Source organism: Nesiotobacter zosterae (assembly GCF_033843645.1).
Taxonomy (GTDB): Bacteria; Pseudomonadota; Alphaproteobacteria; order Rhizobiales; family Stappiaceae; genus Pseudovibrio; species Pseudovibrio zosterae.
Window position 1 is genome coordinate 19,664 of the sequence record NZ_JAWXVZ010000006.1, and the last position, 19,713, is coordinate 39,376.

Here is a 19,713-nt window from a genome sequence, read left to right on the forward strand (position 1 = left end):
GAACTAGTCCGTAATCAGCCGGTAGCCAACGCCCCGAACTGTCTGCAGGTAGAAAGGATTGCCTGGGTCCTCTTCGATCTTGCGCCGCAGACGATTGACCTGCACATCCACCGTGCGTTCGCCAAGGCTGGTGTCATCGCCGACCAAATCATTGCGGGTAATAGTTTGGCCCGGCTTTGCCGCAAACACGTTGAGGAACTGCTTCTCTCGGTCCGTAAGCCGGATATACTCTTCGCCCCGCTTCAGTTCTTCCCGCTCTGGATTGTATTGGAACGGGCCGAAGGTGATCTTGTCCGGCTTTTCCTCCTGTTTCGGGCCTCCCCGACGCAGGATTGCCGAGATCCGCAACAGCAATTCTCGTGGTTCGAAGGGCTTTGGCAAGTAGTCATCAACGCCCGCTTCAAGACCCTGAATGCGGTCATCCGTCTCCGAGCGCGCTGTGAGCATAAGGATTGGAACATCTGAGGAGTTGCGCAGATCGCGCGCGAATTCCAATCCACTTTCGCCGGGCATCATGACGTCCAGAATGAGGAGGTCAAACTCCAGCCCCTGCATGCGGCGCCGAGCTTCTTCTGCATCCTTGGCGACAGTGACCCGGAAGCCCTGATTTCCGAGAAAGCGCTGCAGCAAATCGCGGATGCGGCTGTCGTCGTCGATGAGCAGGAGGTGAGGGGCGCTATCCTCAGGGATTGGGGTAGATGTCACTGGTCATTCCTTGGTTGTGCTCTTGGTTATGAGACGAACCACGTCGCTGCGATCCTTTTCGTCAATCATGAGATACAGGAATTGGCGAATGATTTCATCACTACCAGTAGGCATGAGATCGATTGTCTTGTTGATCCGCTTGGTTTGGAGCTGTGACAGCTCCTGTGCCAATAGCTTGCCTTTGGCTGTGGTGAAAAGAAGGCGCTCCCTCCGATCGAGCGGGCCGTGTTGCTGCTCAATGTAGTCTTCATCCACAAGTTGTTTGAGTACGCGCCCGAGGCTCTGCTTGGTGATCTTCAAAATGCCGAGCAAGTCGGAGACCCTGATTCCCGGATTTCTGTGTACGAAATGCAGGACGCGGTGGTGCGCGCGTCCGTAACCCAGTTTGTTCAAGAGCACGTCTGGATCGTCCGTAAAGTCCCGATATGCAAAGAATAATAGCTCTATCAGGTCAAAACGGGGTTCTGTTTCTTGCATTGCTCGATGCCTGTCGTCGTTCGTCACAGCTGTTCTATTCTACAAAAAATACGTCAGTTATGTTGACTTATATTGGTTAGATTGTTACGTATTGATTGCCCGATGGGAAATGATTGTTCTTAGGTATCTGTTTTTGGGTAAGAATTGAGAATGGTGCCATACAAACGACATTTCGCGAGGGCAGTCAACGGTTAGTACCGTTGTCCAATAGAGTTCAATGTGACCACAATCTTGAAGAGAACAGGCCCTGAATTGGCCGGAGACAACCGGTCTTTCTTTGTCAATTGTTCGCCAGCGGAGTTTTAAAATGGCGGGTATTCCATTTGATCAACGTGAAGGTGTCATCTGGTACGATGGCGAGTATGTGCCGTGGTCAGATGCGAAGGTGCATGTGCTATCGCATGGGCTCCACTATGGCAGCAGTGTGTTTGAAGGGCAGCGCGCCTACGGCGGCGAGATCTTCAAGCTGCAAGAGCACACGGAGCGCCTCCATGCGTCCGCCAATATCCTTGGCTTCGAGATCCCGTGGAGCGTGGAAGAGATCAACCGTGTTTGCAATGAGTTGATGCAAAAGTCCGGGCTTGTTGATGCCTACTTGCGCCCAGTGGCATGGCGCGGCAGCGAGATGATGGGCATTTCTGCCCAGCACAACACCATTCATCTGGCAATAGCCGCTTGGGAATGGCCGAGCTATTTCAGCCCGGAAGAGCGTCTTAAAGGATTGCGTCTGGACCATGCGATTTATCGCCGTCCAGCACCCGAAACGGCACCATTTCAGGCCAAGGCTGCAGGCCTTTACATGATTTGCACACTGTCCAAGCATGAGGCGGAGCGCAAGGGCTATGCGGATGCGTTGATGCTTGACTGGCGCGGTCATGTTGCAGAGGCAACAGGCGCCAATGTGTTCTTCATCAAGGATGGTGAAATGCACACGCCGAAGCCGGATTGTTTCCTGGATGGGATCACCCGCAGAACTGTGATCGACCTCGCAAAGCGCCGCGGTATCCCGGTGCATGAGCGGACCATTCTGCCGGAGGAACTGAGCGGCTTTGAGCAGTGCTTCCTTACTGGAACAGCGGCCGAGGTGACGCCAGTTTGCGAAATCGCAGGCACTCATTTTGAGGTGGGCGAAATTACCAAAACACTGGTGACAGATTATACTGCTGAAGTGCAACCCGCTTCAGCCACCTTCCAGAAAGCCTCCTAAGAGGGGACATCTGAAAAGGAAAAGCCACCGGAAGGAGAGCCGGTGGCTTTTTTGTTTAGACCATGAAGGCTCATTCTATTGGTCTTCGTGCATCGGTTTGAACAGTCGGCCACCTTCGGTCCAAAGGACGATGCCAACCGCGATGCTGCCGACAACGAAGTAGCCGAGTGTCAGTGGAACGACACTGCCGTTGAAGAGGGCACCAATGGATGCGCCAAGAAGCGCCCCGATTGTGGTGGTGACAAAGCCAACCATTGCGGAGCCGGCTCCGGCCATGGCGCCTAGTGGTTCCATGGCCATAGAGTTGAAGTTCGGGCCAATGAAGCCGAACAAAAAGATGCCCAATGCCTGAAAGACGACGTAGCCCCAAAGGTTCATGTTCTCTGTAAAAGCAAGGACTGAGGCAATGGCACTGACGATTACAAACAATACCAGCGCACAGTGAGACAGCATCCGAAGGCCGTACTTTTCAACGAATTGAGCATTGAGGAACGAGGCGACGGACTGACCAGCGGCAATACCAGCGAAGACGAGCGTGAAGCTGGCACCAAGTCCATAGACTTCTCCCAGAACCTGCTGCGCTGAGTTGATGAAGCCGAAAAGCGCACCAAAGGTGCAGGACACCGCCAGCATATAGCCGAGTGAGTATCGGTTGGTGAGCACAAACCAATAGGAGCGCGCGACCGTTCTTGGGTTGAGTGGCAGGCGCTTTTCTGGCGGCAAACTCTCTGGCAGGCGGGTGATGCACCACGCCATAAGGGCAAACGCAAACAGAGTGAGGAAGATGAATATCCAGCGCCATGGCCCCAGAAACAGGATGGCCTGTCCAAGTGACGGCGCAATAATCGGGGCAGCCATGAACACCATCATGGCGAGGGACATGACGCGGCCCATCTGACGGCCATGATACCAGTCTCGCACCATGGAGATGGTGACGACGCGAGGTGCGGCAGCGCCAATACCTTGAACAAGCCGCGCCAACAGCATGGCTTCAAACGTGGTAGCGAAAATCGCAAAGATGGTGCCGATCACAAACAGCACGATGCCTGCGAGCATCGTTGGGCGGCGTCCCAGCCAATCTGAAACTGGTCCGAAAATGAGCGAGGCACCACCAAGGCCCAGCAAGTAGGCACTGAGGATCAATTGACGGTCGTTATCGTGAACTACTCCAAGGTCGGAACCCATTTGGGGTAGCGCGGGCAGCATAATATCAATGGACAGCGCATTCAGCGCCATCAGAGCTGCAATCAGCAGGACCACTTCGACAAGCGAAAGCCCTGCATGAGGCTCAGCAGGCTGGCCCTTAGCAGTCATGGATGACATGAAAAATCCTAGTTTTTGTTTGTCTGAAGCGCTTAGTTCTTATGGTGCGCAACGTGTCACACGGCAGGGAAGAGAAACTTCGCGAGCTCGGATGGAGCCGCATTTAGCAGTTTTTGCCTGGGATCTGTCAATGCAAAAAACAGAATGTCAGCGTTGCGAGGCTGTAGCCTCTGTCAAATCTTGCTTTTTTTCCAACGCGTTGCATCATCGTCATCGCTGGTTTTCGCCTCCACCCAGCGTGCTTCATTGCTCTCAGTCAGATGCTCTTTTTTCCAGAATGGTGCCCGTGTCTTGAGGAAATCCATCAGGAAGTCGCAGGCTTCGAAGGCTGCCCGGCGATGTGCGCTTGCTGCGAGAACGAGAACGATGTTCTCGCCCGGCCTGATTATTCCGAAGCGATGGATCACGGTGAGGCCGGTCAGAGGCCAGCGCTCCAAAGCTTCATCCGCGATGCGCTTGAGCTCAGCTTCGGCCATGCCGGGGTAGTGTTCCAACTCCAAAGCCGACAAGGTGCCCGCTTCATCACGGCACAGTCCTGAGAAAGTGACAACCGCGCCCACATCCTTGCGTGCTTCGGTGAGACGCCGGGTTTCGGCAGCCACATCAAAGTCATTGGCAGTTACAAGGATCTTCAGCGGGACGGGTTGCATGACAGGGCGTCTCCTAGGGGGCGTTCAGCCGCCCGTCATGGGCGGGAAGAACGCAACTTCCCTGGCTTGGGTGATGTCTGCATCGGCTTCCACGTGTTCCTGATCTGCCGCAATGCGAATGAGATCAGGGTCTTCGAAAGCGTAGTCATAGCCTTCGTCGCGTTGTTTAAGCCAGAGCATCAGGTCCATGCCGGTTTTTACAGCCTCGGGAAGCTCAATGTGTTCTTCCGCTGTACCTGTCCGCTCGCGAAGCCATGCGAAATACAGAACCTTCATGGAACCTCCCAGAATGTAGCTCCGTTACTTTTCCTCAATGAGGTGACCAATTCCGGCACGGAAATAGTCGTAACCGGTATAGAGCGTGAGCAACGCTGCAAGCCACAGCAGGGCAATGCCTGCTTCACTTACATAGGGTATCACGGCATCGCCCGCAGGACCGGCAAGCAGAAAACCCATGGCAACCAACTGCACGGTGGTCTTCCATTTCGCAAGCTTGGTCACTGGCACGCTGACCTGCAGTTCGGCCAGATATTCGCGCAGGCCTGAGACCAAAATCTCACGGCACAAGATTATGATGGCGGCGATGACCGACAGATGCCCAATCGTGCCGTCCAACGTGAGCATGAGAAGGCAAGCCGCGACGATTAGCTTGTCGGCGATTGGGTCCAGCATGCGCCCCAAAGAGGACTGCTGTTGCCAAGCGCGGGCAAGATAGCCGTCGAAAAAGTCCGTTACCGCTGCGATGATGAAGATGGCTACAGCGATCCAACGGGCTGTGTTGCCCGGAAAGTAGAAACACAACGTAATGGCCGGTACGGCGGCAATGCGGCCGTAGGTGAGAACATTCGGAAGTGAAAGCAATACGTTAGTAGACATTGGGACCTGCACTCAAAGGCGGCATATAGCCGGTGTCCGATGCACTTGGTTTGAATTATCTGGGTTTATCAGAGAGAGCATCGGCTGGGAAAGGGCCATGGACCATTATTGGTCGAAGATGGCGTCCTTTGCTTCGTCCACGATCTGCCGGCCTTTGCGAAGGGTGAATGTAATCGCCTCTTCCTCAGAGCCGTGTGTGTCGGCACGAATGAAGACGTGTTCTTTCACTTCCCCATCAAAGTCCTTGGTGATGCGTCCCATTGTCTGCCACTGGGGACCATTTTTCCGCGGCTCGGCATAAATCAAATAGCCAGCATATTCTTCCGGCTTTGCCGATGGGGCCTTGCTCTCGGATTTGCTGCCGCCAAACAGCCGTGAAAAGAATGACATGCTAATCGTAATCCTGAACTCTTGAAAATCTCAGGTGACGCTTACGAGTCACCCTGCGGTTCTACAATAGGCTTTGTTGGGGTGGGAGCGCAATCATCGGGCCCCAACTGACGCAAAGCCCAGTGCTTGCGACACAAAGAGGTATAGGTATCCTGACCGCCGATAACAACCTGATCGCCCTCTTCTACGATGCGACCATTTTCATCAAGGCGGGCGACCATGGTTGCCTTTCGGCCACACCAACAGATGGTGCGCACTTCACGAATGTTGTCGGCCAGCGCAAGAAGTGCAGAGCTGCCGGGAAACAACTTGCCCTGAAAGTCGGTCCGCAGTCCGTAGCACATCACCGGCAGGCCCAAGCGATCCGCCACATGAGCGAGCTGCCAGACCTGCGTTTCATTCAGGAACTGGGCTTCATCTACCAAAACAGCGTGGAGGGGGCCTGTGTCTTTCTCCACCTTGATGGCCTGAAACATGTCGGTGTTATCGTCGAAGATCATGGCGTCTGTCTTCAAACCGATCCGCGAGGCGATCTCGCCCACTTTAGTGCGGTCATCTACCGCAGCGGTGAACAGCAGGGTGTTCATGCCCCGCTCCTGATAGTTGTAGGAGGCCTGAAGGAGCAGGGTGGACTTGCCCGCGTTCATTGCGGAGTAGTTGAAGTATAGTTTTGCCATGTGCCCGTTTAGCGGTAGTGCCGATGCTGTGTATTGTTCCCCGCTTTCATACAGGGATTCGTTGGCTAAACGACGTGGCGAGGCGTTTAACTCACAGCGTTCCGGCTGAATCTTCGTTTTTAGGTGCCATTGTGATGGTGGCCAACAACGGCAAGTGGTCTGATCCGATATTGGGCTCAACTTTAACGTCCCTGATGCCCAGATCTTTCGAGACGGCGATGTGATCCACCTGAGAGCCGAAGAGGTCGCTGAGTTCCGGCATGAAGAAGTAACGGGTGTTGCGCGGGAAGCCCCCCTCGAAGCGTGTGGTCACTTGCATCTGATCCAGCAGCATGGCGAAGGAGCGCGACCAAGGGCTGGTGTTCCAGTCACCAGCGACGATGTAGGGCATTTCGGCTGCTTCGCGGTAAGCGGTAACGTCTTCAGCAACCGCCGTCATGTACCGGGTGCGCGCGCGCAGTTTGCCAGGTGTGTGGGGGCTGTGGGGATGGACTGAATAGACCCGAACCGGTCCCAAGACGGTGTCAACGGTGAAGCGCAGGTACCTGTCAAGTCTGGTTGGATGAACCGGCGTTTCATCGATAGCATGGAACACGATGTCTTTAATCGGCAGCTTGCTGAATGCTGTGAGGTCGGTGTCTTGTCCAGCCTCTGGCACAATTGCATGAGGATAATCCTGAGATAGCAACGACTGGAGTCGGAGTGCTGAAGCGGCGGTCTCTTGAAACAGGATCAGGTCTGGTTTGCGCGTATCGATGAGGGTTCTCAGTGCCGCATCATCGTAGCGAAAGTGCTCCAGATTCAGAGACAGCAGAGTGAGTGCTTGCTCTTGGCCGTCTTTCAGCGCGGGGGGCTGAACGGCCAGCAGCTTGTCATGGGTGGCGAGCCCCAGCGTTAGCCAGAGGGCGGCAAGCACAGGCGTTGTGTACCCCAAGGAGCGGCAAAGAATGCACGCAAGCAGGGTGATCGCAATGGAGATGAAGATGAACTGAGGGGCGAAAAACGCCGCTGCCTCAGAAATGTAGTAGCCCGGCAGCCAATAGGCCAAGGCAACACACAGAGCCAAGAACCAGCTGAACGCCACCAAGCAGCGGGCAATGAACTTCAGCTTTGCCCGAAGGCCGTCAATAAGGGAATTCGTATCCAAAAATGTCACCGAGGCTGTCGTGAACAGGAGAGAGCTTCAAAACGAACTGGCTCCCTTATTCATGGAAATGGTCATAAATGAGTTTGGCCGTGCTTTCCGAAATGCCTTCGGCTTCTACCAGATCATCAATACCGGCTTTTGACACGGCCTTTGCCGTCCCAAAGTGCTTCAACAAGGCGCGTTTGCGTGCAGGACCGATGCCCGCAATCTCATCCAATGGATTGGCCGCAATGGCTTTCTTGCGCTTGGCGCGGTGGCTTCCTATTGCAAACCTGTGGGCCTCATCGCGCAGACGCTGGACGAAATAGAGAACAGGGTCGCGTTCGGGCAACATGAAGCTTTCTCGGCCGCTGATGAAGAACTTCTCGCGGCCAGCATCACGGTCCGGGCCCTTCGCAATGCCAACGAGTGGAACGTCGGTGATGCCCATTTCCTTGAGCGTAGCACGCACCGCACTGAGCTGACCGAGGCCACCGTCGATCAACACCAGATCGGGCCATTCGGGAATGTCTGCGTTGCTTGGCGGCGTGTCGGCAGCCTCTACGGTCTCGTCAGGCACAGCCTTTGTTTCCGCTTTAGGGTTGCCGCGTAAAAATTTGGCGGTTTCTGGCAGGCCACCTGGCACTTCCTTGAGAAGGCGTACAAACCTGCGGCCCATGACTTCGCGCATCATGCCATAGTCATCGCCCGGCACCAGATCCTGCGATTTGATATTGAACTTGCGGTAATGAGCCTTGGCGAAGCCCTCAGGGCCCGCAACAATCATGCCGCCAACGGCATTGGTTCCCATGATGTGGGAGTTGTCAAAAACATCAATGCGCCGTGGCATCTTGTCGAGGCCGAAGGCTTCCTGAACACCTTTGAGCAGGCGGATCTGACTTGAGGTCTCAGCGAGGCGGCGCCCCAGTGCGCCTTTCGCGTTCGTCAGGGCGTGGTCTACCAGTTCCTTTTTCTCGCCGCGCTTGGGAACCGCAACTTCTACCTTGTGGTCTGAGCGGGCGGTCAGGGCGTCCTGCAAGAGATCGCGTTCTTCCAGCTCGTGCGACAGCAGAATAAGCCGTGGGGCAGGTTTGTCGTCGTAGAACTGAGAGAGGAAACTCTCCAAAACTTCCTCGGGATTGTAGCTCCTGTCGGCTTTCGGAAAATAGGCGCGGTTGCCCCAGTTCTGGCCTGTCCGGAAAAAGAACACCTGAATACATGTCTGCCCGCCTTCTTGGGCGATGGCGAAGACGTCAGCTTCCTCTGTGTTCTGCGGGTTGATGCCCTGATGGCTTTGAACATGAGAAAGCGCTGCCAGCCGGTCTCGATAAACAGCGGCGCGTTCGAAATCCAGCTGCTCGGAAGCGGCCTCCATGGCCTGCACCAGGTCCTTCTTTATGAGCTGACTACGCCCAGAGAGGAACGCCTTGGCTTCGCTGACGAGGCCCGCATAATCCTCGGTTGAGATTTCGCCGGTGCAAGGGGCTGCGCAGCGCTTGATTTGGTAAAGCAGGCATGGGCGGGTGCGGTTTGAATAGTAGCTGTCAGAGCAGTTGCGAATGAGGAACGCCTTCTGCATGGCGTTGATGGTTTCATTCACGGCACCAGCTGAGGCAAACGGGCCGAAGTAGCTGCCCTTGCGATTGCGCGCACCGCGATGCTTGATGAGTGCAGGGGCGTCGTGGTCGCCACTAATCAGGATGTAGGGGAAGGATTTGTCATCGCGCAGCAGCACGTTGAAGCGTGGGCGCAAGCGCTTGATCAGGTTCGCTTCCAGCAGAAGTGCTTCCGGTTCAGTGCGCGTTTCGACAAACTCCATGGAGGAGGTTGCCATGATCATGCGCATGATACGGTTGGACTGCCCCTGCAAGCGGGTGTAGCTCGTCACTCTTTTCTTCAAGGAGCGGGCTTTGCCAACGTACAGCACATCACCATCTTCGTTCAGCATGCGATAGACGCCCGGTCCCATGGGCAGGCGCTTTACGAAATGCTTGATGACCTCGACGCCTTTTGTGCCTTCCGGCAAGGAGCTGGTGGTGCTTTCAAACTCAAGGGTTTGGGTGGCCGTGTCTGCGGAGGCAGTGTTTTCTGCCTGCTCTGGCATGTCTTTTTCACGACCGCTCATGGATCAAGATACCCTTTCTCTGCTTTTACCCAATCCAAATAAAATGGCTCCGGAGCGGGATCAAGCTCCGGAGCCATTTTAGCAGAAGTCTTTTCAGCCGCTCCATGGCGGAGATGGAAAGTCCTAGACTTTCCCCAGTGCGAACACGCCGTAGATGTAACTGATGTAGCCAATGGTGAGCAGGGCACCCCAACCGCGACTAAGGCATACGCGGCGTCCGGCGAAGTAAAGCAGCAGCAATGCACAGCCCAACATGACCCACACGTCCATCTGCAAAATCTGTTCAGGGACGGGGATTGGCGCGATTACAGAGGTGATGCCCAGAATCGCAAGGATGTTAAAGACGTTGGAGCCAATCACGTTGCCCAGCGCTACCGCAGCATGCTGACGCACGGCGGCCATCAATGTGGTGGCCAGTTCTGGCAGTGAGGTGCCAAGGGCAACCACGGTGAGGCCGATGACTGCGTCTGAAACGCCCCAAGCCGATGCCAGCACAACTGCACCTTCAATGGTGTAGTGAGCGCCGATGGGCAGGCCGACCAGTCCAATACAGACAAAAGCGAAAGAAATGACGGAGTTCTCTGGAACTGCTTCGACGTCGAGTTCGTCAAGGTCGTTGTTGCCAACTGCGCTGCTTGTTGCGGCTTTCAGAGCTTTGCGGTGCTGATGGGCAGTGTAGGCCGACCAGGACAGAAAAACGACCAGCAAGCCCAGCAAGATGACACCGGAAACATGGTGCAGCGGGCCGTAGAAACACATGGCGATGAAGACCAGAGAAACCGCCACCATAAACACGGCGCTGCGGGTGGCCCCGCGCTCATCACATGGCGTAGGTGCGAGCAGGGCGGGCAGGCCCATCACCAGAAGAACGTTGGCAATGTTGGAGCCCACAACGTTTCCGATCGATATTCCGCCATTGCCCTGAAGCGCTGCGTCTAGTGAGATCACGAGTTCTGGCGCGCTGGTGCCGAAGGCCACAATTGTAAGGCCGATGACAAGAGAAGGAATTCCGAGCATCTTAGCGATGCCCACGGAACCACGTACCAAAAAGTCACCAGCAAATATCAAGGCGGTCAGGCCGCCTATGAGGCTCAAGTAAGCAATGAACATTCAACGATCCGGATCGTGAGAAGTTTTTTGTCGGGTTTTCAGGGGACCGACACGTTATTTGTGCCACCGGTATATAGGCAGTAATCACGCAAGCTTGAAGCCCCGTGCGTAGTTTTCCAAGCGCTTACAATTTGTCACAGAATGTGAACACTGTGTTGTAGTCCTGTCATACGTGAGAATAACCTAAGGGCAACAATGGGTTGCGGTAATTGCCAAGTGCAGGCCAAAATTCGCCGCAGTTTCTCCTTTTTTAGAGGCTTATGCAGCCACAATGGATCTCCATATAGGACGGGACGCGGATTCCGGGGGGACTCGGATAACCGTCGGGACTGCCCGCATTTTCAGCGGTCCCACCGAAGCTATATAAGTGGAGAAATAATATGCTGCGTTTTGCATCAACAGCTGTCGCATTAGGTTTGCTTGCAGGCCCTGCGCTTGCCGCGGACCTTCCTCAGCCCCAAGAACCAATTGCCTACGATGAGCCAGTGGTGATTTCCCAATACGACTGGAATGGTGCGTACATTGGTGCAAACCTCGGGTGGGGTTTCATGGGCTTTGACGGCGATGCCGGCACCACCGGGGCATTGGACGACAACGACAACGGCGTCAACGTTGGCCTCTACGGCGGTTACAACTTCATGGTGACCCCACAGATTCTGTTGGGTGTTGAAGGTGACATCGCTTACAATGACATTGATCAGTCTGCAGGCGGTTTCGGTATTGAATCCGACTGGAATGCAAACATTCGCGCCCGTGCCGGTTATGCCGTGTTCAACAACACGCTGCTCTACGGTACCGGTGGTGTTGCATTTGCCGACCTGACCGCATCTGGTAACGGCGACAGTGACGACACAACCGCTGTCGGTTACACCGTTGGTGCAGGTATCGAGCAGGCTTTCACAGACCGTATCTCCGGTCGTGTTGAGTATCTTTACCAGGATTTTGGCAGCCAGGACTTTACCCTGGGCGGCACCCGCTACAAGACCGATGTTGACAACAACATCGTGCGTGCTGGTGTAGCTGTAAGCTTCTAAGTTGAAGTACTGCGTAATCTGAAGAATGTGCGGCGGGCCCTCCGTCGCACATTTTTTTTGCCCTGATTGACGGCAAAGAGAGAGGCTGTTTGGCCAACCTCTCTGCTGTTCTAGTGTGTCTTAATCGTGCGGCTGTGTCGCCTCAAAGGATGGAACGGATGCCGCAAAATCATCCAGCCACCCAACAAGCTTGTCACGACCCTCACGCCATTCTCCACCGAGACGGAAATCAAGGTAACCCAGAGCGCAGGCCAGTGCGATTTGCGCAGCATCTGGTGAGCCATGGCTGACATGCGGCAGAGGGTTGGCTTCGAAAGCGTTCAGTGAACGGTCAATCTTGTCTTGCTGGTAGGAAAGCCAGTTTGTGTCCACCTTTTCCGCTGGTCGGAAGCGGCGTTCATAGACGATGAGGATTGCGGCATCGACGATGCCGTCCGCCATCGCCTGCTTGGTGAGGACATCAAAACGCTCTGCTCCTGCTGGCAGAAGTTTTTCACCGCCGGCAAGGTAGTCCAGATACTCCGTTATGACAGGGCTGTCGAAGAGCGCTGTGCCATCCTCCAGCACCAATGTGGGGATCTTGCCAAGCGGGTTTTGCTGGCGAAGGCTGTCTTCTGGATCTGTTGTCTTTGCCATCTGCACTTCAATGCGGTTTGCGAACCCGAGCACCGTTGCAGCGATCTTGATTTTGCGACCGAACGGGGAGGCGCTGGAAGACCGAAGTATCAACATGGGAATTTCCTGTATGCAGCTGGAGATGCCTGTCAGAATGCGCATTTCCAGTGGTATTGCAAGCTTTGATCGGTCGCGCCTGCGTCAGTTTTTCCGAGCGGACATATTGTTTCAACTACACTACACCAGTGTTTTCCGTATGATGGAGGGGCAAGGCCCTTTCAGATAGGGCACGACAGGGCTTTTGCTTCTTTGGCAGGGCGGACGCGTTCGCTGCGGGCCACGTGGCCTTTACTGTTGGCGCAATGGGACTGGATGCGGTGATCGGTGGCAATCTTCATGAAGCGGCAGTCAGGGAGGTCTGGATTCCAGCTGAGGCAGCTTCCGGTGGCTTTCCGGAAAAGCACCGCAGGTTGGTGCAGTTTGCCCTGTTGGCGGCCAACGGACACAACACACAGCCTTGGATCTTTGAGGTCTCACAGAACACTATTTTCATTCGACCTGACTTTTCACGGCGGACCCCTGTGGTGGATCCGGATGATCACCACCTTTATGCAAGCCTTGGATGTGCGACGGAAAACCTGCGGCTAGCCGCGGAAAGCTCTGGCTTTGCGGTGGAGATCAAGCCTCATGAGACCGGGGTTCTGGTTCACCTTGAGCCCGCACCAGCGCGGATATCACCGCTGTTTCAAGCGATACCCCAACGACAATGTGTTCGTGCCAACTATGATGGCACGCAGGCCTCCAACGAGGTGCTTGAGGCCCTGCAACGGGCAGGGCAGTCTGATGGTGTGCACATGCGCCTCTTCACCGACAAGCGCGAACTGAACGCCTTGAAGGAGCTCGTGATCGCTGGCAACTCCGCCCAGATGGGCGACCCTGCCTTTGTGAAAGAGCTAAAACAGTGGATCCGTTTCAATGGTGCTCACGCAGACAGGTTGCGGGATGGACTTTACGCCGGTTCAACTGGCAGCCCCAGTGTGCCGGCGTGGATTGGAAGCCGACTGTTCGATTTTGCCTTCAGGAAAGCCAGTGAGAACACCAAGTATGCGGGACATGTAGACAGCAGCGCAGGGATGGCCGTCATCATTGCGGAACGGGATGACCCTATCGGTTGGATCGAAGCGGGCCGGGCTTGTCAGCGGTTTGGCCTTGAGGCAACTCTCCGGGGGATGAAGTATGCGTTCCTGAACCAGCCAATCGAGGTCCTCTCGATCAGGCAAGAGTTTCAGAAGTTTCTCGGGTCCGACAAGCGACCGAACCTGTTGATGCGCTTTGGCAACGGGCCAAGTGTGCCGCGATCACTTCGGCGCAGGCTGGATGATGTGATGCGCTTGGTGTGAGTTTTTTGTTTCAGGCGCTGATTGATGCTTGAGATTGTGCCAGATCGGCCGCGAACTTTTTCACCTCGGTCCAGTCTGTATACTCGATTGAGGCATGTCGATCTGTGGGTCCGCCGGTCAGGTGCATGATGAGCTGGATCATGACACGGTCGAACCAGCTGTATTCCGGATACCGCAGCGCGCCCGCAAACACAGCGCAGTTGCGAGGCTTCAGACCACTTCTGGCGACAAACTTCTTGAAGTAGTGATTGGTTTCCGGAGTGGCTTTTTCCGGTTTGCGCGCTGTAAGGCACACGGTGAAGGCGGCGATGCCGCTTGCGTTGAGTTGTGTCAGGTGTTCCGAAATCCACCTGCGCGCAGTCGGAACAATGTTGCCATAGCGGATGGCAGCACCAAGCACCAGCTTTTGATCCTGCTTCAAGTCCAGCGGCTCCCGGCCGGAAATGAGTTCCTGAAGTTCGCAATCATGCCCTGCCGCACGCAGTTCACAAGCGATCTTCGTCATGATCTTTCGGGTATGGCCGTCATGGGTAGCGTAGACCAAGAGAAACGACATTGTGCGCTCGTAAACCTGCTGCTGTGCTCTGCACGGAAATGGGAGTTGTGATGCAGAGCATAACAGCTTTACGGGTGCGCACTATTGGGGTTATCCCGTTCTGATGGTGCGGTCTTGTTGGATAACCCATTGAAAGGCAGCGGCAATTGGGCGCGGTGCATTTAGTATTGCGGCCGAACCCGTCGGCAATTGCCATCATAAACACGCCACCGATCGAGCCCTAGAAGGCAGGCGTTTACATTCCAGCTGATGCCAAGAAAGCCTGCATGTTCCGTGACTTGGTAGTACAGGCGCTGATGGCTGCCATCTGTCAGAACGGCTTCGGCATTGCAGTAACGCCGGGCTAGGGGGCTGGGATTGGCGAGCCAATAACCACTTTGGTGAATGTGGCGGATCTCATCAATACGGCGATCATTGTAGTACAGCGGGATCGCCGCTGCGATCTGCTTTTTGATGGCCTTTTGAACTGATGACGCATCACACCGAGGAATGCGCGGATCGCCGTTCAGCGAGAGATAAACACGCTGGTCTGAGGTCGGGTCTTGTTGGGTGGGCGCGCCTGAATAATCCGCAGCTTGCCCAGAGGCGGTTGCCGCCAGCAAAAGGGGCAGAGCGAAAAGGGCGACAACGAATTTCTTGACCATGTGTCCTGTCCGAATAGCAATTGCAAGAACCACCTTACGATGCGTTATTCGCGGACGAGGGGCAACTCTTCCTTCTGGGGGAGTCTATTCGTCAATGACCTGCTGGACAGACCAAGCCGCCCCGGGGCCTCGCTTGAGCTTGTCGCAGAGCCATGGCAGCGCAGTCTCCATTTGCTGCTTTAACGTCCAAGGTGGATTCACCACCAGCATGCCACTGGAAACCATTGGCTTTTCCGGATCGATCCGGCCTGAACCCAACTCGAGGCCCAAGACATTCCGGATTCCGTAGGCCTCCATGTTCGCAATAAGGCGGTTCACTGTCTTCCGCTCTTTGATGGGATACCAGAGAGCGAAGGTACCGGTTTGCCACCGCTTCCAACCACGCTGAACGCCTTCCAGCAAACGCTCGAACTCGTCCTCCACCTCGTAGGCCGGATCGATGAGGACCAGCCCGCGCCGTTCTTTTGGGGGCAGGAAGCTGCCCAGAGCCAACCACGCGTCCAACTCGATGAGTTTTACATGCTTGTCGCCGCCAAAGTTGTCGGTGAGGGTACGGAAGTCGTCCGGGTGCAGTTCGGTCAGGGTCAAACGGTCCTGATTACGCATGAGATCGCGCGCGATGATTGGGGAGCCCGGATACATGTCAATGCCAGTGCCTTGCGGGTTCATGGCGCGCACAACACCAAGCCATGGGTCTAGCACCTCCGCTACATCTGATGGGATGTCTTCATCAATGATGCGGCCGATACCGTTTTGCCATTCTCCGGTGCGCTGGGCCTCATCTGACGTCAGATCGTAGATGCCAATGCCTGCATGGGTGTCCAGAATGCGGAAAGCTGCATCTTTCTTCTTCATGTAGGTGATGATTGCAGCCAAAACGGTATGTTTCAGAACATCGCCTAGGTTACCGGCGTGGTAGATATGGCGATAGTTCATGGACGTCCCTCCGGGGGCTAGGTTGGCATTGGGGTGATGCTCCTACCATAGTTTAAGCGGGATGCAAGAGGGGAACTGCTGCCAGGGCTGGCAGCGAAAAAGAAAAGGCGACCCGAAGGCCGCCTCTTGAATGCTTTGTTTCGCTCGACCGTATCAGTCGCGTGCGAAATCGTCTTCCGGAGCTGCCATTTCATAGCTGTCTTCTGTTGCTGGGGCATCGCCCTCCAGAAGTTTCAGCTCAACAGCTTTCGGTCCTTTTCCGCGGCGGTCTGGCTCTGTTTCAAACGAGATCCGCATACCGCTGTCCAGGCTCTGTAAGCCTGAGCGCTCGACAGCAGAAATGTGAACGAAGACATCACTCTCAGCTGAATCAGGTGTGATGAAGCCAAAGCCCTTGTCCTGTTTGAAGAATTTGACCGTTCCGGATTGGCGCGGGCCGCGCTCTACAGGGGCATGTTCACGCCGTGGTCCGCGGTTGCCACCGCCACCAAAGGGTGGACGGCCCTGACCGTCTCCGTCATTGTTGCCACGGTAGCCGCCACGGTCTCCTCCGCGGTCGGGGCCGCGATCTCGAGAGCCATAGCTGCCTCTGTCTCTTGCTCCATAACCGCCACGAGAATCGTTGCGATCATTGTTGTGGTCGTCTCTAGGTGCCTGATAAGGGCTATATCCGGGCTCGCTTCCAAGAAAATCAGGAGCTCCGAATTCCGGGCCGAAACTATGCGCACCGCCAAACTCACGCTTGCCACCACGCTTGTTCCGTGGGCGGCGGCCCGAATTCCCGTCATGCATTACTATATCGCCTTTCCTGCCAGCATTACGCCAGTACATGCCAGCACTTCCAATTCACCACCAAAGGTGGCCGGGTCGTCTACCGGTATTGACCAACTTGCGTTGTACGAAGCTGAAACCATCTGCACCAGAAGGTATAGCAAGAGTTTCTGACACAAATATATGCTCGGCTACGTGGCAACATACCGCTTACGGTATGGGAAGCATCATAGGGTTCAGTTGGGTAAGAGGGCAAGACATTCGTGAGACTAATATAGTCAAACCCCTAGATTGTGCGGGGATGCTACTCCCTTGATTATCGATATTGAGCGAAAAAGTCAGAACTCCAGGAAATTGTGTAAGTATTGTGACGTTTTTAGGTGTGCGTTGTGCTGTAAACTGTTTAGGCGGCTTGTTCCCAAAGCCTCGCTCCCCCTGTTGGTTGAAGATGGGAAAATGTTGAGCGTCACAGGAGGCAGGCGAAATTTCGCCAATATCCTGATAGGGTGCGCGAAAGAGTCAAAAAGGGGTTTGAGAATACATGAGCGATCAACACACTCAGGATCCAGCGCCGGAGCTTCAAGTCACAGTTGTGCCGGTGACTGCCTTTCAGCAGAACTGCAGCATTCTTTGGAACACCCGCACCAAGAAGGCGACCGTGATTGATCCGGGTGGGGATGTAGACCAGATTCTTTCTGCAGTTGAGCGGCTTGGTGCAGCCATTGACCGGATCGTGCTGACCCACGGCCATCTGGATCACATTGGCGGGGCTGCCGAGCTTGCGAAGAAGTCAGGGGTGCAGGTGGAAGGGCCGCACCTGGATGACAAATCGCTGATTGACGGTGTCGCAGATCAGGCGCGTCAGTTCGGCCTGCCTGATGTGGCGCCTGTTACGCCGGACCGTTGGCTGACTGAAGGGGATACCGTGGAGCTTGGCGGTGTCACCTTTGATGTGTTGCATTGCCCGGGACATTCACCGGGACATGTGGTTTTTGTCAACAAGGACCTGCGTTTCGCGATTTCAGGAGACGTGTTGTTCGCCGGCTCAATCGGCAGGACCGATCTGCCGGGCGGAGATCATGCGACACTGATCAAGTCCATCAAGGAAAAGCTATTGCCTCTCGGGGATGATATCACCTTCTTGCCCGGACATGGCGGTGCATCGACATTCGGCAATGAGCGTCAATCAAATCCGTTTCTCGCCTGAGTGCAGTCCATCTCCATCTGGGCTACAAAGTGAGACAGAGTGCTGCTGACCTTGTCGGCGGCACTTTTTACAACAGGTTTTGCAGTTGATCGATGCGGGCGTTGATGAGCCACCCGTAGTAATTTTCCTGTGGCCATGCTGATGGGTCTTCTTCGCGACGCGCTGCGTATGCTGCGGCCCTCTCCCATGGGTTGCCGAGGTTATAAAGCGTGGCTGTGATCCCCGGATTGGTCGAGATATCAATACCGGCGACCTGCTTGTAGGCCTCAATGGCATCTTTCAGCACCGCTGCAGTGTAGTGCAGGGACATTTCCGGATTCATGACCGTTGTGTACACGTCCATGGCCTTGTCCGGGTCCAAAGCCGGGAAGCCGCTGACTTCCTGAACCTTGTCGTTCATTTTCAAAGCAGTCAGCGGTGTCAGCTGGCCGATGCCAAAACTCTGTCCGGCAAACATTGGCCGGAAAAACACCTGATGGAAAAGCTTGCGCGGATAGGGGTGGTTGTCGACCACCTTGCCCAGAAAACTTTCGTTCCAGACCTTTTCATAGCAACGCCATTTCGCGCTGCTGTCATCGAAGCTATTGCAGGTGCTGAACTGAGGGCGCTGGACAAACTCACTTACGGGCTCATCGTTGAACTCGAACTCGATGCGCAGACCGGCGTATTGAAGCGCTTTTAGGTAGTATCCCTGAGCGCTGTCGAGACTGTCATAGTTGTATGTGTGCTCACCCACGATAGCGCCTACAATATGGATCGGGTCGATCTCATAAAGTTCCGCAGCCTTGTTGATCTGACGCATGAGCTTTTTATCGCTCTCAAGCAGGTTGAGAACGCGATCAAACTTTGAATCGTAGGTCCGGTCGTAGGCTCGTGTTCGCGTGGTGGAGGCCGCTGGTACCGGCGGTTGTTCCATGTTCATGTTGCCAATAGGCATTGGGATCACGGGTGATGGCAGCGAGCCTGTCGTGATTTCTTCGTTCAGGTCCGGCATATGCACGGCCGAGATCTGCTCGGCGTGGCCGCTCAAAGCGGTGCCAGCAATAAACGCCAGCGCAAGAAGGGATGATGCGAACGCTTTGCACGAATGCACGATAATGACCTTTGTAAAATGCCCGCAGGATTGTCCGAGGGGTGCCCGTTAACGATTCAGTCTTGGCTGTCTTAATAGCCAACCACCGCTGTGTCGTAAAACCGTGTAACCTAGGTGGCACTTATTTTACGTGAGTTGCTGACAGAACTTTTTGTGAGTTTTGCGCGCACCGCAAGCTAGCTGCAGCCGTGGCCCTTGAGCTTATGACCGCCATCACCGATCACTTCAACCTTTACACTGGTAATCCCCGCATTAACAAACCCGATTTTGTCAGCAGCTGCTTTGGTCACATCAATCACGCGTCCTTTTACAAAAGGGCCGCGGTCGTTGATGCGCACATTAACGGCCTTGCCGTTTCTCAAGTTTGTCACCTTTACAATCGTGCCGAATGGCAGAGTGCGGTGTGCCGCGCTAAGCTTGCTGGGGTCTGCCATTTCACCACTTGCCGTGCGGGAGGTGAGCGCATACCAGGAAGCCTTGCCGCACTGGCTGCCGGTCACTGTCTTCGCTGTCGCCGTACCGGCCTCAAATGTTGCAAGGGTAGGTTGGAGCAGCACAGCCGCTGCGATAATCAGTGAGTACTTGCACGCGTTCGCCATGCCACGGTGCGCAGAGCGCACAAGCGCTGTGATATTCGACATGTTCGTCCTCATCTTTCGGAGATGAGAGATATCTGCTGTTTAAAGGCGGCAGAAAAAAGACAGTTAATGGAAAAGTTGATTTTGTTTTCCTATTAAACAGAGTGAAGAACTTCTTTGGATTTTAACCTAAGTGCTTGCCACCGAACGGAA

Annotated in this window: 22 protein-coding genes; 4 read left to right on the plus strand and 18 right to left on the minus strand. The window is 55.0% G+C overall.

Features of this window, described 5'->3' with window-relative positions:
* Positions 1-3: 3 nt before the first annotated feature.
* Together Q3Y58_RS10125 and Q3Y58_RS10130 are read right to left on the minus strand one after the other, a co-directional pair.
* Positions 4-705, minus strand: a complete 702-nt coding sequence (locus tag Q3Y58_RS10125; RefSeq protein ID WP_319622143.1) for a response regulator — start codon at positions 703-705, stop codon at positions 4-6.
* Between the two features lie 3 nt (positions 706-708).
* Complete coding sequence (locus Q3Y58_RS10130; protein ID WP_274218373.1) at positions 709-1,182, minus strand: MarR family winged helix-turn-helix transcriptional regulator; 474 nt, start codon at positions 1,180-1,182, stop codon at positions 709-711.
* A 307-nt stretch (positions 1,183-1,489) separates the two neighbouring features.
* Between Q3Y58_RS10130 and Q3Y58_RS10135 the strand changes: the two genes are divergently transcribed.
* Positions 1,490-2,389: a branched-chain amino acid aminotransferase gene (locus tag Q3Y58_RS10135; protein ID WP_319622144.1), complete on the plus strand. Its 900-nt coding sequence runs from the start codon at positions 1,490-1,492 to the stop codon at positions 2,387-2,389.
* A 75-nt stretch (positions 2,390-2,464) separates the two neighbouring features.
* Here the strand turns inward: Q3Y58_RS10135 and Q3Y58_RS10140 are convergent, their stop codons facing one another.
* The 9 genes from Q3Y58_RS10140 to Q3Y58_RS10180 form a co-directional block, all read right to left on the minus strand.
* Complete coding sequence (locus Q3Y58_RS10140; protein WP_274218375.1) at positions 2,465-3,712, minus strand: multidrug effflux MFS transporter; 1,248 nt, start codon at positions 3,710-3,712, stop codon at positions 2,465-2,467.
* Between the two features lie 173 nt (positions 3,713-3,885).
* Positions 3,886-4,362, minus strand: a complete 477-nt coding sequence (locus tag Q3Y58_RS10145; protein ID WP_319622145.1) for a molybdenum cofactor biosynthesis protein MoaE — start codon at positions 4,360-4,362, stop codon at positions 3,886-3,888.
* A gap of 24 nt (positions 4,363-4,386) precedes the next feature.
* Positions 4,387-4,638, minus strand: a complete 252-nt coding sequence (gene moaD / locus Q3Y58_RS10150; RefSeq protein WP_319622146.1) for a molybdopterin converting factor subunit 1 — start codon at positions 4,636-4,638, stop codon at positions 4,387-4,389.
* A 24-nt stretch (positions 4,639-4,662) separates the two neighbouring features.
* Complete coding sequence (gene pgsA, locus Q3Y58_RS10155; protein WP_274218378.1) at positions 4,663-5,238, minus strand: CDP-diacylglycerol--glycerol-3-phosphate 3-phosphatidyltransferase; 576 nt, start codon at positions 5,236-5,238, stop codon at positions 4,663-4,665.
* A 105-nt stretch (positions 5,239-5,343) separates the two neighbouring features.
* Positions 5,344-5,628, minus strand: a complete 285-nt coding sequence (locus tag Q3Y58_RS10160; RefSeq protein WP_274218379.1) for an HlyU family transcriptional regulator — start codon at positions 5,626-5,628, stop codon at positions 5,344-5,346.
* A 41-nt stretch (positions 5,629-5,669) separates the two neighbouring features.
* Entirely contained in the window at positions 5,670-6,305 is a 636-nt protein-coding gene (locus tag Q3Y58_RS10165) for a thymidine kinase (RefSeq protein ID WP_319622147.1), read from the minus strand.
* A gap of 91 nt (positions 6,306-6,396) precedes the next feature.
* Entirely contained in the window at positions 6,397-7,452 is a 1,056-nt protein-coding gene (locus Q3Y58_RS10170) for an endonuclease/exonuclease/phosphatase family protein (protein ID WP_319622148.1), read from the minus strand.
* Between the two features lie 55 nt (positions 7,453-7,507).
* On the minus strand, positions 7,508-9,556 hold the full coding sequence (gene uvrC / locus Q3Y58_RS10175; protein WP_319622149.1) for an excinuclease ABC subunit UvrC: 2,049 nt from the start codon (positions 9,554-9,556) through the stop codon (positions 7,508-7,510).
* A 123-nt stretch (positions 9,557-9,679) separates the two neighbouring features.
* Entirely contained in the window at positions 9,680-10,666 is a 987-nt protein-coding gene (locus Q3Y58_RS10180) for a calcium/sodium antiporter (protein WP_274218383.1), read from the minus strand.
* Between the two features lie 380 nt (positions 10,667-11,046).
* Between Q3Y58_RS10180 and Q3Y58_RS10185 the strand changes: the two genes are divergently transcribed.
* Positions 11,047-11,700 (plus strand): outer membrane protein, encoded by a 654-nt coding sequence (locus Q3Y58_RS10185; protein ID WP_319622150.1) that lies wholly within the window; start codon positions 11,047-11,049, stop codon positions 11,698-11,700.
* Between the two features lie 120 nt (positions 11,701-11,820).
* Here the strand turns inward: Q3Y58_RS10185 and Q3Y58_RS10190 are convergent, their stop codons facing one another.
* A complete protein-coding gene (locus Q3Y58_RS10190; RefSeq protein WP_319622151.1) occupies positions 11,821-12,432 on the minus strand; it encodes a glutathione S-transferase family protein in 612 nt (203 codons plus the stop codon).
* 224 nt (positions 12,433-12,656) lie between these two features.
* Between Q3Y58_RS10190 and Q3Y58_RS10195 the strand changes: the two genes are divergently transcribed.
* Positions 12,657-13,715 (plus strand): Acg family FMN-binding oxidoreductase, encoded by a 1,059-nt coding sequence (locus Q3Y58_RS10195; RefSeq protein WP_319622152.1) that lies wholly within the window; start codon positions 12,657-12,659, stop codon positions 13,713-13,715.
* Positions 13,716-13,725: 10 nt separating this feature from the next.
* Here Q3Y58_RS10195 and hemG read toward each other — a convergent pair whose 3' ends face one another.
* The 4 genes from hemG to Q3Y58_RS10215 all read right to left on the minus strand — a co-directional run bounded on the left by hemG (position 13,726) and on the right by Q3Y58_RS10215 (position 16,643).
* On the minus strand, positions 13,726-14,271 hold the full coding sequence (hemG, locus tag Q3Y58_RS10200; protein WP_319622153.1) for a menaquinone-dependent protoporphyrinogen IX dehydrogenase: 546 nt from the start codon (positions 14,269-14,271) through the stop codon (positions 13,726-13,728).
* A gap of 161 nt (positions 14,272-14,432) precedes the next feature.
* Positions 14,433-14,915, minus strand: a complete 483-nt coding sequence (locus Q3Y58_RS10205; RefSeq protein WP_319622154.1) for a cytoplasmic protein — start codon at positions 14,913-14,915, stop codon at positions 14,433-14,435.
* An 84-nt stretch (positions 14,916-14,999) separates the two neighbouring features.
* Entirely contained in the window at positions 15,000-15,851 is an 852-nt protein-coding gene (locus Q3Y58_RS10210; RefSeq protein ID WP_319622155.1) for a 23S rRNA (adenine(2030)-N(6))-methyltransferase RlmJ, read from the minus strand.
* 153 nt (positions 15,852-16,004) lie between these two features.
* Positions 16,005-16,643, minus strand: coding sequence for a cold-shock protein (locus tag Q3Y58_RS10215; protein ID WP_319622156.1), 639 nt, complete (start codon positions 16,641-16,643; stop codon positions 16,005-16,007).
* Positions 16,644-17,163: 520 nt separating this feature from the next.
* Between Q3Y58_RS10215 and Q3Y58_RS10220 the strand changes: the two genes are divergently transcribed.
* A complete protein-coding gene (locus Q3Y58_RS10220) occupies positions 17,164-17,829 on the plus strand; it encodes an MBL fold metallo-hydrolase (protein ID WP_319622157.1) in 666 nt (221 codons plus the stop codon).
* Positions 17,830-17,896: 67 nt separating this feature from the next.
* Here the strand turns inward: Q3Y58_RS10220 and Q3Y58_RS10225 are convergent, their stop codons facing one another.
* The gene (locus tag Q3Y58_RS10225; RefSeq protein WP_319622158.1) at positions 17,897-18,922 is read right to left on the minus strand and encodes a DUF1402 family protein; all 1,026 of its coding nucleotides are present in this window, start codon (positions 18,920-18,922) and stop codon (positions 17,897-17,899) included.
* Positions 18,923-19,098: 176 nt separating this feature from the next.
* The gene (locus Q3Y58_RS10230) at positions 19,099-19,521 is read right to left on the minus strand and encodes a septal ring lytic transglycosylase RlpA family protein (protein ID WP_413697811.1); all 423 of its coding nucleotides are present in this window, start codon (positions 19,519-19,521) and stop codon (positions 19,099-19,101) included.
* Positions 19,522-19,713 lie beyond the last annotated feature (192 nt).